This window comes from Microtetraspora sp. NBRC 13810 (assembly GCF_030268685.1).
In the GTDB taxonomy this organism is placed as follows: Bacteria; Actinomycetota; Actinomycetes; order Streptosporangiales; family Streptosporangiaceae; genus BSRQ01.
In genome coordinates, this window is sequence record NZ_BSRQ01000010.1 from 40801 (window position 1) to 53446 (window position 12646).

Consider the following 12646-nt stretch of genomic DNA (forward strand, 5'->3'; position numbering starts at 1 on the left):
ATATTCTTGCGTAGTGTTGAGCAGAGGTTACATACGTGCTACGGCGGCGTCAACGGGTATGACGCCGCTTTGTTGACGGCGGGAAGTCAGGCGCGCGCGGAGCTCCGGCTCCCTGACCGGCCTGGCGCGCCCGCCCCGGGCGTCCCATACCTCCCGGGTATGCGGACATATCCAATGAGCCTTTGCCTGCTCAACGCCCGTTTGGTCATCATGGGCCGACAGCGCCCGGCAGGCATTCAGTGCTTCTGCCGGGCAGGGGGAAGCCGTCCACGGGAGTGCCGTTCACATGACACTGACCGTCGTCCGCGAGGCACCGCCATGCGCGTGATGCTCGGCGACGGCATGACGCTGTTCCGGGAGGGCCTCGCCCGGCTGCTCACCGAGGCCGGCTTCGAGGTGACGGGGCAGACCGGCGATGCGGAACACCTCCTCCGCCTGGTCCGCGGCGGCCTGCCCGACGTGGCCGTGGTCGACGGCCAGATGGCGCCCACGTACACCCGCGAGGGCCTGGACGCCGCGCGCCGGCTGCGCGCCGAGCACCCCGGGCTGGGCGTCCTGGTGCTGTCCCAGCACGCCGACGTGGACTACGCCATGGCCTTCGTGAACGACGCGGACCGTACGGCGGGCGGCGCCGGCTACCTGCTCAAGCACCGGATCACCGACCTGGCGGAGCTGGTCGGCGCGATACGCAGGGTCGGCGCGGGCGGCCGGGCCGTCGATCCCGCGCTGGCCGGCCGCCTGGCGGCGCGGCGCCGCCAGCGCACCGTGCTGGACCACCTCACCGCCCGCGAGCGCGAGGTCCTCACCCTGATGGCCGAGGGCCGCTCCAACTCCGCCATCGCCAAACGGCTGCGCCTGAGCGCCAAGACGGTCGAAGCCCACGTCCGCAACGTCTTCGACCGCCTCGACCTCACCGTCGCCGAAGACGACAACCGCCGCGTCCTCGCCGTCCTCGCCTTCCTCCGCGCCTGACCGGGCAGCCGCCGAGACGTGCCGAGGGCCCGCCGGGCATCGCCCGGCGGGCCCTCGGATCCGCGAGGACCTGACGGCCCTACCTGAGCGTCATGTCCACGTCGAATTCCCGCAGAATGCCGATGACGGAATCAGCCGGTGAGGCGCCCATCCCTTTCCCGCGCGCCGGAACAGTGTTCCGCTGTCCTTTCGAATTGACCGCCTCGCCGAGTGCGCAATGGAACAAGCCGCTCCGCTTTCTCGCCTCCGAGCGTGAAGTGCAGCTTCACATGCCCGGCGGCATACGATCCGATCGCCTTGCCTGCCGAGTCGGCCATGCGAAACTCCATGTCGGAAGGTCCCTGCCCAGCCTCGAACTACCATCCGAAGTCGGGGAAGTGGGGTGCACTGAAACGGTTGATCGTCCGGTAGTGGTTAGTCGTCCATCCCATTACCGTTCGACCGTCGGGCAGGGTTCTCATCAGAATACGGAAATCATCACCGCTGGTGCCGGGAACTCTGTATTCCAGTGAACCCGCCCACGAGCGCCCGTGTTCTTCCCTGCCCTGGAAAACCCTTTGCCGGCCCGTGCCGGGATCCGTCTGCGGAACACCCCTCCCGGCCCTGATGTCGTCATACGCATTCACGAAATGCCTCGACAGCCCCTGCGGGAGCCGATCCGACAGCCGTCCGTTGGGACAGTTGCTGTTGTGCACGAGGATCGGAGCCGCGCCCGCGAGTGCGTAGTACGTGTGGATGCCGGCGACCGTCAGGTTGTAGACGCGTTCCTGCGCGGCCCACACCCTGGTCGCGGTGATCCGGAGGTCGGAGGCGGCCGGCGTCCGCAACCACATTCCGGGGCGCAGTTCGCCGGCGTCCGCCCACTCACGGGTGCGCGGCAGCCAGAACGGGTGCCCGTCGGTGGCGGTGATCGTGGCCGTCGCCGTGCCCCGGGTGCCGTCGGTGTCCACGGTGACGGCGACGAGCTTCTTCGTTCCCTGCCCCCGGATGAGGGCGGTGACCTGCTTGGCGGCGGTCTTGCCCGCTTCGGGGTCGGTGGCGAGGACCTTGTCGCCGAGTCTCACCTTCTCGATCGGCTTGGTCGTGCCGTCCGCGAGCAGCACCCTGGTGCCGGGGACGAAGCTGTTGACGGGGCAGCTCGCGGCCTCGTCCGCCTCCTCCCTCGCCTCGCGTCCGAGGCGCCGGGACTGGCCGGCGACGGCGGAGCCGGGGCGGGCGGCGGCCCGGGTGACGCCGTTCACCGTGGACGCGCCCGCCGACGTGGTGCCGATGCGGCCCAGGCCGCCCAGCAGGCTGCCACCCACTCCGACGCCGGCCGCGTTGCTGACCGCGCCGAACGCGGTCCTGGTGACGGCGTCGCCGACGGTCTGCTCGTCGCGGGGGGTGAACAGGTAATACTCGGCGGCACTGCCCGCCGCGCCGGCGCCCAGCGCGCAGGCGATGCTGCCGGCGCCGCTCGTGGCGGCCAGGCACACGCCGCCGACGACCACCGTGACGGAGACGTTGACGACGACCGGGGCGGCCTGGCACCACCAGTCGCACGTCTGCTGCGGCAGGTACGAAGGGGTGGGCGGAGGCGCCGCGTAACCGCCGCCGTAGCCGACGCCGCCGCCGTTGCTCCCGGAACCGCCCCCGCCGCCTCCGCCCCCGCCGCCGCCGTTCTGACCGCGATGGTCGCCGCTGGCGCAGCCGAGGGTGACGCAGTTGTCGCCGCCCATGGGGAACAGGCCGGTCGGGTCGGACTGCGTGACCGGGTTGTTGTTGGCGTAGGTGTAGCCGTTCCAGGTCTGCGGGTTGGCCCGGTCGAAGAGCGGGTCGAGGGAGAGGAAGCGGCCGGTGGCCGGGTCGTAGAGGCGGGCGCCGAGGCTGGTGAGGCCGGTGGCGAGGTCGACGGTGCCGCCGACGAAGCCGCGCTCGCCCGGCCAGGAGGCCGGGGCCGTGCCGCGCGGGCCGCCGAAGGGGGTGGTTCTGCGGCGGGTGACGGCCTGGGCCGTGGCGGTGACGGTGATCTCGGCGGTGCCGTGGTGGTCGGCGCGCAGCCAGGTCAGGCCGGTCCTGGTGCGGACGGCGACGGTGGCGCCGCCGTGCGTGTAGTACCGGGTGGCGACGGTGGCGCCGGCCGCCGCGTCGTACCGGATCTCCATCCCGGCGACGGTGAGGGTGGCGCCGGTGTCGTCGCGGCGGATGAGCCGGTTGCCTTCGGCGTCGTAGACGTAGGTGCTGACCTTGCCGTCGTCGGTCGACTTCGTCGGTTTGTTCTGGGCGTCCCATTCCAGGGTGCGGCCGGTGCCGCGCTGGGTGGTGTTGCCGGCGGCGTCGTAGGTGTAGGCGTCGGTCTGGCCGTCGCGCGGGCCGCCCCGGTGGGCGACCGAGGTCAGGGTGTGCGGCTGCGCGCGTTCCGGTCCGGCGTAGGCGAAGGTCCTGGTGACGTCCTTGGCGGTGTCGCCGCCCGGGTCGTGGGCCGTTTCCCTGGTGCGGTTGCCGACGACGTCGTAGGCGAAGGACTGCCAGTACGGCGCGGCGCCGCCGATGATCGTGGCGGCGTCCCCCGGGGTGGGGGCGGCGGCGCACTGGTCGGTGCCGGTCCAGGCCCGGGTGAGCCGCTGCATGTGGTCGTGGGTGAAGCACTGGACGTCGGGGGTCTGGCCGGACGGGGTGTCGGCGATCTTGGTGTGGTTGCCGCCGGCGTCGTAGGTGTAGCTGACGTCGGCGACCGAGCGCGGCACGGTCTCCCGTTCGGTCAGCGCCCGGGAGAGCCGGTTGGTTCCCTGCTCGTAGAGGTTGCTGTGCAGGACCCGGGGGCCGCCGTCGGTGAGCGTGGTCTGCAGGGGCAGGCCGAGCTTGGAGTAGACCGTGGAGGTGACGTAACCGGTCAGGCCGCGCAGCGTGGTGGGGTTGCCGAGTTCGTCGTAGCCGTACAGCAGCGTCTCGGCCAGGAGGCCGCCGCCCTGCGGCAGGCCGGTGCGGCGCGGGGTGCCGTCGAGGTTGTATTCGGTGGTGGTGGCGTAGGTGCCGGCCAGCCCGCGCTCGGACGCGGGGATGACGACCTCGGTGCCGGTGGGGCGGTAGGCGTCGTCGAAGCCGGTCACCCGGGTCGTGTAGGCGTCGGCCCCGCCGGCGGCGTTCCTGACATACCGGGTGGCGGACACCTGCTGCCCCTTCACCACGGTGCCGCCGGCCAGCCGGTCGTAGGTCCACTCGGCGAGCTTGAACCCGCCGGCGTCGGCGCCCTCGTACAGCGCGGTCCTGCGGCCGAGCACGTCGTAGGTGGTGTGCAGGCTGCTGCCGCGGGCGTCGGTGGAGGTGGTGAGCCGGTCCAGGTCGTCGTAGGCCAGCGTCGTGGTGCCCTTGCCCGGGTCGTCGACCCGGATCTGCCGGTCGCGCAGGTCGTAGTGGTAGGTCCAGGTGCTGCCCTGCGCGTCGCGCATGGTGGCCTGCCTGCCCGACGGCGTGTACGTGTGGCGGGTGGCGTCGTACGGGCCGGTCGGGCCGTCGCCCTGGTAGTGGCGTACCTCGGTGGTCCGGCCGCGCGCGTCGCTGATCGTGGTGGTCGGGGTGGACCCGGGCGGCGGGTCCACGTGGACGCGGTCGCCGTCGTAGGTGGTGGTGGTGCGCCACTGCTCGGTGCCGCGCACCCGGAAGACGGACGCCGTGGGCAGTTCCATCCCGTTGTAGGTGGTGACGGTCTGGCCCGGCACGTCGTCGTCGCCGGCCGGCTCCCACAGCGCGGTGCCCGGCGGCTGCTCGTTGTAGTAGTCGTGGTTGGACTTGGCGACCAGGCCGCGGGTGTCGTAGAAGGTGTCCTTGACCAGCCGGCCGCCGCCCGGGGCGGGCTGCTGGGTCTGGCGCGGGCGCAGCAGGCCGTCGTAGATGGCATGCCCGGTGGTGTAGGTCGCGCCGTCGTTGCGCAGGGTCGAGGTGGACACCACGGTCGGCGCGTCGGCGCGGATCAGGTAGGCGAACCGCAGGTTCGGGGTGGCGCTCGCCGCCCGGCCGGGCAGCCACACGCCGGTCAGCCGGCCCAGCGGATCGTAGGTCATCTCGGTCCGCTTGCCGTTGACGTCCACCGTGGCCGTCGGCTGTCCCCAGGAGGGGTCCAGGTCGGTGGTGGTGACCCCGCCGGTGGCGTCGGTCTGGACGGTCCTGGTGACCGGCCCGGTGCCGGGGGCGTACGTCTGGGTGGTCTTGTGCCCGGCGGCGTTCGCGGTCTCCAGCGGCCTGCCGTACGCGTCGAACGTGGAGGTGGAGATGGTGACGTACCGCGGCTCGCCGCCGGTGTAGGAGGCGAGTTTCGCGGTGCGCGTCACATCCCCCCTGGTGGGGGCCGCGTCCCAGGACAGGCCGTCGTAGTACGTGCGCACGTCGGCGATCACGTCACCGGGGCGGCTCGGCTCGGCGGCGCACGCCTTGGCGACCGTCTCGGCGCGTGAGACGTAGGAGACCATCCACCGGTCGCCGTCGCGGGCGTAGTTCGTCCGGGTGCACCGGTCGTCGGCGGCGGTGGCCAGGTCGCCCAGGTCGCTCACCTCGGCGGGCTGCCCGTCGTCGTTGTAGGCGGTGTCGATCCGGGTGCGCCGCCAGTCGTCGCCGACAGCCTTACGGACGTGGCTCCTGCCGGGTTTGACCATCCGCGCGGTGGTCGTCGCCCACGAACGCTCCCGCTCGGCCGTCTTGCGCGACCACGGGTCGTTGACGGTCGCCGAGACGATCCGTTCCGCGGCCGGTCCGTCGTACTTGATCTCCTCGCGGACGAAGCCGTTGAGGAACTCCTGGTCCGCCATCTCGGTGCCCTCGGAGTCGGTCACCGTCGCCTCCCGGGTGCCGCCGCCGTCCTGCCGGTCGCCGTCCATGCCGCGGAAGTAGCGGTACTCGGTCATGCTGCGCGGCTCGGAGGCGTCCCCGTGCACGACCCGCACCCGGCCGTACCCGCGCCACTCCGACCACGTCTTGTACTTCTCGTCGGTCAGCCCGTCGTCGTCGGCGTGGTGCCACGCCCCGCCGCCGAGATACTCGTAGGCGGCCACCTTGGCGGGCGCGCCGCCGGTGTGGTCGAGCTCCTCGACCCGGGTGACGACGTACTTGTGGAACCAGTCGCGTTCCGGCTCGGCGGCGTCCCCCGGCGACCAGTACTGCGGGTAGCAGCGGCGGGTGTTGGAGTCGGGCTCGGGCGTACGGCCCGCCTCGCAGTCGGGCTCGGAGTAGCCGATCGACAGGCCGCCGCCGGTCTCGTTCTCGATCGACGACACCCGCCACTTCGTCAGCGGCGGCAGGCCCTCCAGGGCGTCCACCCGGTTGGGCAGTTGCACGCCGCCGAACCGGACCTCCGGCAGGGTGGCCGAACCCGCCACCTTGCCGGTGTGCTGGACGCCGTCCAGCCACAGGGAGGCGGCCGTGCCGTCGCCGGGCGCGCGCATCTCCTGCCGCAGCGTCCAGGTGTCGACGTCCTTGAACGTCCCGTCCTTGAGCACCTGCGTGGTGATCCCGGTCAGCCGCTTGCGTGACCAGAACGTCGCCGAGTAGTTGTCCACGCACTCCTGACCGGCCTTGCACTCCTGGTCGAAGGGCACGTCCGGCCAGCGGGAGGCGTTGGCGGCGGTGAACTTGCTCTCCGCGCAGTCGAAGTCGGAGGTGGGGATGCACCGCTCGGCGGTGTGGAAGCGGACCCGGCCGGCCGCGTGACCGGTGAAGATCGAGTCGCTGCGCTGGCCGTAGTCGATGCGGTGCAGGAACCCGCCCCGGACGTACTCGTCCGGGGTGCCGTTCGGCTGCCCGTCGGTCAGCGTGGTGACGTCGCGCCGGTAGTGGTTGGTCTCCGGGGTGTACCAGAACGTGGACGCCGTGCCGCGCGGGTCCACCACGTAGTCCAGGTTCCACCGCCACGGCTGGTCGCAGTACGAACCGGCCAGGTCGCCCGCCTTGTGACACGGTTCGCCGCCGTCGTCGCCCATGACGGGGACCGTCCAGGTCGACCTGGTCTCCGGGTTGCCGCTCTGCCAGCCGGGCAGCCGGTTCAGGCCGAAGTAGTACTGGATGCCGTCGGGGGAGGTGACCCGCCAGTGCTCGCCGTCCCGGTCGCCGTTCTGCGCGCCGGTCAGCTTCTCGATCCTGGACCCGTCGTCGTCCTTGGGCCGCCAGGCGCCGGTCGCGTCGTCGCGGATCAGCTCGGTGGCCCGGCCGTTGAGCGACATGGTGGCGTTGTCGTACCGCCAGCACAGGTCGGCCCGCTCGGGCGTGACCCCGTCGTCGGAGCACTGCCGGTAACGGCGTTCGATGTACCCCGGCCAGTAGTCGAACCCCTCCCCGACCCAGGAGGTCTGGTTGTTGGTGGACACGGTCCGGCCGTCCACGCCTCCGGAGGAGTAGTTCAGCGCGACCGTGGGCACCGGCCCGCCCGGCGCCGGCGGGATCCGCATCGGGTGGTTCCAGGAGAAGGCGCCGGTCTGGTTGCTGACGCTCCAGGTCGCCGAGGGGGACAACGAGGTGGCCTTGTAGTCGCCCGCCGGGCCCGACGGCCCCGCCTCGGCCGCCAGCAGCGTCCCGGCCGCCGTGGCGTCCACGTCGGCCGTCAGGTGCCCGGCCTCGGCGTCGTTGACCGTCTCCAGCGGGGTGCGCGCCTGGCATCCGGGCCGGTCGGGCGTGGTCAGCGCGCACGGCGCGAGCCGTACCAGGCGCAGCCGCGAACCCCAGTCGCCGCCGTAGGCGTGCCGGAAGCCGGAGTAGTCCAGCCGCAGCGACACCCGGCCCGCCGCCGCCACCTGGAGCCCCAGGCCGGTGATGCGGGCCCGGTCCGCCGTCTGCCCGTCCAGGACCCGCACCTGCGCCTGCGCAGGTGGTGGTGGCGCGGCGGCGGTCCGCCGTTCGCCGCCCGGAGCGGAGGCGGGCGGCCCCACCCACACCGGAAGGGTGCCCGCGCGGGCCATCGGCGGGACGGCACGCGCGGCGGCCGGCGCCTCAGGGGGGCGGACCGTCGCCACGCCGGGCGCCGGCCACACCACCCGCGGCGCGGTCACCGCGCTCGCGGCCCCCGGATCCGGTAACGGCTTCCCGGGTTCGGCCACCCGCCCCGGCACCGACCACTGCGGCTGGGGGCCGGCCGGATCCCAGTCCTGCGCCGCCCTGGCCGGAGCCGGGGCCAGCAGGGACGCCACCAGCACGATCGCCATCGGCGGCGCCAGTCGCGCCCACCGCGACACACGCGCACGACTGATCACAATGAACCTCCACAGGCACGCCGAAGGCGCGACGATGTTCACGAAAGGGACGAACTGTCAGGCGTCGGGCGTCGTCCCGGATGCCAGCGCGATGACCTGCTGGGCGGTGAGCGCTCCGACGTAGGCGTGCACGTCGTCGACGTCACCGGGGAAGAAGTCGGCCGGGACGTTGTCCCGCTTGCCGCGGCCCACCTGGAAACCGCGGGGGGCGTGCCAGCCGACGAAGGGAAGCGCGTCCTGAATCTGGCCGTTCACGTAGAAGCGCAACTGCCGGGCGGGCTGGTCGTAGACCGCGGCGAGATGCACCCAGGTGCCGAGCGCGGAGGAGTCGATCTTCTCCTGGGCCCGCAGATGCACCCACGGGGCCTGGAGGGAGTCGCTGGTCACCGCGCTGAGCGCCCAGCGCAGGACGATCCCGCCGTCCTCCTCGAACCGCCGGTACCCCAGGAAGAACCCGCTGCGGGTGAGGCCGTCCTGGCTGACCGCGGCGGCCGAATTGCCGGGCAGCGTCTCGTCGCCGGGGTCGGACAGCCGCACCCAGGCCGCCACCGAGTAGCTCCTGTCGGTGTGCAGCACCGGCTGGGCACCGGTCCCCGCATGGTCGTCGGCTCCGTCGAACCGTAGCGCGCCGCCGCCGTCGTGGCCGTCGCCCGTCCACGCCGCGCCGCCGGCGAGGGTGAGCGGCACCGGGCCGACCGCGTCGGCCGCCGTTCCGCCCGTCCCCTCCTCCAGCTTCCACCAGGCCAGGTGGCCGGGCGGCTGCTTGGCCATGGCCTGGATCTCGTTGCCGAGGTGGTCGTCGTTCACCGTGGCCGGATGGTCGGACAGGATGCGGTCCCACGCCTGCACGTCGTCGATCCGGCCGGGGAAGTGCCCGCGCATCGCGCCCTCGGTCCTGCCCCGGCCTATCTGGAAGTCGCCGGCGGCCTGCCAGGCGGCGGCGGTGTAGGAGCCCCGCCGCGTCTGGAGCAGGCCGTCGACGTACAGCCGCAGACTCCTGGTCGGCGCGTCGTACACGCCGACCAGGTGCGTCCACACCCGGAGGAGCGGCGGCGCGTCCGACGCCGCGCGGACGACCTGGGCGTCCGCGGTGTCGGCCGCGTGCCGGCTGAACACCCACTGCCGCTCGGCGGCGTCGTAGTGCAGCCGGAAGCCGCTGGCGTGGGCGCCCGCCTGGCTGATCACCGTGGAGTCGCGGGTGTCGTCGGTCAGGCGCGCCCACGCGGCGACCGTGAAGCCCCGGTCGGTGCGCAGCACCGGACCCTCGGTGGTGCCGTGCGTGGTGGCGCCGTCCAGCTCCAGCGATCCGTGCACCCGCCCGCCCGGCCACCGTACGGCGCCGGCCAGGCTGACCGGGCGCGGCGTGCCGATGCCGGCCGAGTCGGCGGCCTGGAGGCCCGAGGTCTCGTCGAACCGCCACCGCGCCACCGGCCCGCCTCCCGGCGCGACGTGGAAGGTGTGGGTGGCCGCGGCGCCGACGTTGCCCGCACGGTCCACCGGCCGGACGGTGACGAAGTTCGTCCAGTCCCGGCGGGGCGCGATCTGCACGGTCACCGAGCTCTGGCCCGCCGGGATGGCGACCCGGGTGGCCGCGGTGACCTCGTCCGGGTCGCCCTGGGCGTATTCGAACGCCGCCACGTCCGGGTCGCCCGGCCCGGGGGCGAACGTGAACGCCCCGGCCACCCCCACCCCGCCGTGCCACTCGTCGGGAGTGTCGGCCGGGTAGTCGGCCGAGGTGATCCGCGGCAGCGTCACCGGATCGGTGGTGTCCACGGTGAACTCGCACCAGTCGGACCAGGCACTGGTGTCCACGTCGTCGTCGGCGCGCCCCGAATAGGAGTAGGTCACGCCGTCGGACAGGGCGGGCACCGGGAACTGGCGGCTCCTCGGCTCGGAGGTGGCGATCGCGCTGGTCCTGCCCTCGCCCGGCAACGGGAAGGCGGTCCATCCGGCGGGATCCAGGCGGCGCATCCTGAACTGCGCCCGCACCGTGTCCCCTTCGTCCTGGTCGTAGACCTTCGCCAGGAGGATCAACGGGAAGCCGGCCGTACCGGCGTTGACGTGCGGCCGCGAGGCGCCCGTCGCGCACGGCGTGCCGGGGCTGGTGCCGACCGCGCCCAGCGCCCTGGGCTCGGTGTTGTAGTCGACCACCAGCCGGGGGTAGTTGGCGAACCCCTTCCAGCCGTAGGTGCTGCTCTCCAGGTCGTCGGCGTCCCTGATGCCGAAGGTGGTGGTGGACCATCCGGAGGCGGCGGCGGTGGTGACGGCCTTGGTGGCGTCGAACTCGATGCCCGCGTCGGGGCAGGAGGGGCTGTAGCCGGCGTCGGAGGCCGCGTCGTCCTGCTTCTGCCGCCAGGCGGGCTGCCTGCTCCAGGTGGTGGCGGAGGAGATGCTCCCCGTCAGCCACAGTTCCAGCGCCTGCGGGTTGGCGGTGCAGCCCCACGACTTGTTCTGGGTGATCCGGAAGGTGGCCTTCAGGATGTGCTTGCCGGTGACGTTCTTGGAGTTCATCCGCCAGAACGACCGTTTGAGGCCGCCGCCGTAGTTGCCGGCCTCGGGATCGTGGGCGGAGTTCCAGTACTCCTGGTTGGGGAAGGAGCGGTCCACATGCGTCCACGCGATCTTGGCCCCGGACCACTGGGGGTCGATGTAGAGCGGGAACACCGCGTCGGGACGGGTCAGCAGGGCCTCGTCGGGCACCACCGTCACCTCGCCGGGCGTCACCTCCACGCCCATCGGCGCCTGGCGCCCCCCGGCCGCCGGGGACACCTCCGCCGGGGACACCTCCGCCGGCCGCGCCTCACCGGCGGCCCGCCCGGAGGAGTCCCACATCAGCGGCACGGGTGAGTGGAACACCGGGGTCCCGTCCGGGGTGACCGCCTCCAGCCCGCCGGCCGCGGTCTCGCGCACCGTCACGCCGGTGGCCCGCGCGCCGAACGTGATCCTGCGCAGGGCGGGGTCGGCCGCGGCCTGCCTCGACTTGACCACCAGGACCTCGGAGTAGCCGAGCACCGACGCCGTGATCTTCAGGTCCACGTCCGGCAGCACCGAGGGGTAGGTCGCCGTGCTGCCCTCCAGCACCGGCTGTGGCAGCCGGCCCGGCCAGGTCGTCTCCAGCGACCGGGTGCCGTCCCCGATCCGGGCCAGCGGCTGCTCGCCGCCGCCGGAGAACGCGAGTTCCAGCGGGGTCGCGACGGTGCGCACCGTCCCGTCGGGGGCCGCGCGCAGGGTGGTGTCCACCGGGACCCAGTCCGCGCCCCGCCGTACCCGTTCGGGCAGCGCCGAGGTCTCGGAGGTGAACGTGCCGTCCGGGTTGGCGAACACCTGCTGCGTCTCCGAGCGCAACTCGGTCGCCTCGACCCGCCGCCCGGCCGCGCGCGCCGCCGCCGCGGCCTCCGCGACGCCCGCCCCGCCCCCGGCCGGATCCCCGGCCGGGTTCCCGACCGGCTCCTCCGCCCGTCCTTGGGTCACGCGCTCCGCTGCGGCCTGCGACGGCAACGCCGTGGCCGCCAGTGCCAGGACGAGCCCGGCCGCGGGTAACAACGCACGTCTGAACATCATCATCCGCCCAGCGCCCTCCCCCATCGCACGGTCGCCCGACCGGCCGCCGGAGAGCCAGACGATCATCGCCAGCGCCGCGAACGGCCACCAGAGGGTTAACCCTCGGAAACGGCGTGCCATGGATCACACGGACGGCAGGGAAGGGCATCGGCGGACCGGCGCCGCGCGTCTCGACCTCCCGGTCACCCGGCAGCATCCCTCAAGCCGGGAAAACCTACGGTCCCCGCCCCGCGACGACCTCGACGCCCGGCAGGGCCACCCGGCAGCATCCCTTAAGCCGGGAGAAACCTGCGGTCCCCGCGCCGCGACGACCTCGACGCCCGCTCCCCCGGGCCTCCCGACGCCGTCCTCGCCGGCGCGTCCCAGTCCCAGGACGCCTCCCAGCACGCCTCCGGCCGCCGGCACCCGCCCCTTACGGCACGACGGTGACCGGCCAGCGGCCTGCTCGGACCAGCCGGACCGCCACCGAGCCGACGAGGCGGTGCCCGGCCTGCGCCGAGGCGCCCACGACGACCGCGTCGGCCTTGACCTCGTCGGCGACCCTGATCAGGACGGACGCGGCGTCGCCGCGCTCCACCCGGAAGGTGTGCTCGACCCGGGGATGCATGGACTCCGCCAGCGCGGCGATCCGCTCGCCCAGCTCGGCCCCGACCTCCTCCTGCGCCTCGATGGCCGTGGCGCTGGCGTCCGGGATGAACGAGGCGATGGCGCCGGTGGCGGCGGCGAACACGAAGATCAGGCTGGAGCCCTGGCGGCGAGCGAGCCCCCAGGCGTAGGCGGCGGCGCGGTGCGAGGTGTCCGAGCCGTCGATCCCGACGACGATCGCCTGGGGACCGTCGGTGCCAATCTCGAAGCCGCTCATGTTGTGAGCCTACGGCTGCCCGGACGCCGTTCCCCCCGAG

The 12646-nt window shown here is 73.1% G+C and carries 4 protein-coding genes; 1 reads left to right on the top strand and 3 read right to left on the bottom strand.

Annotated features, from left to right (window positions below; translation table 11 throughout):
• Window positions 1–318: 318 nt before the first annotated feature.
• Complete coding sequence (locus QSK26_RS20920; RefSeq protein WP_285776890.1) at window positions 319–972, top strand: response regulator transcription factor; 654 nt, start codon at window positions 319–321, stop codon at window positions 970–972.
• Between the two features lie 356 nt (window positions 973–1328).
• Here the strand turns inward: QSK26_RS20920 and QSK26_RS20925 are convergent, their stop codons facing one another.
• From QSK26_RS20925 to QSK26_RS20935, 3 genes are all read right to left on the bottom strand, one after another.
• Complete coding sequence (locus QSK26_RS20925; RefSeq protein WP_285776891.1) at window positions 1329–8135, bottom strand: RHS repeat-associated core domain-containing protein; 6807 nt, start codon at window positions 8133–8135, stop codon at window positions 1329–1331.
• Between the two features lie 105 nt (window positions 8136–8240).
• Complete coding sequence (locus tag QSK26_RS20930; protein ID WP_285776892.1) at window positions 8241–11810, bottom strand: LamG-like jellyroll fold domain-containing protein; 3570 nt, start codon at window positions 11808–11810, stop codon at window positions 8241–8243.
• Window positions 11811–12156: 346 nt separating this feature from the next.
• Entirely contained in the window at window positions 12157–12606 is a 450-nt protein-coding gene (locus tag QSK26_RS20935) for a universal stress protein (RefSeq protein ID WP_285776893.1), read from the bottom strand.
• Window positions 12607–12646 lie beyond the last annotated feature (40 nt).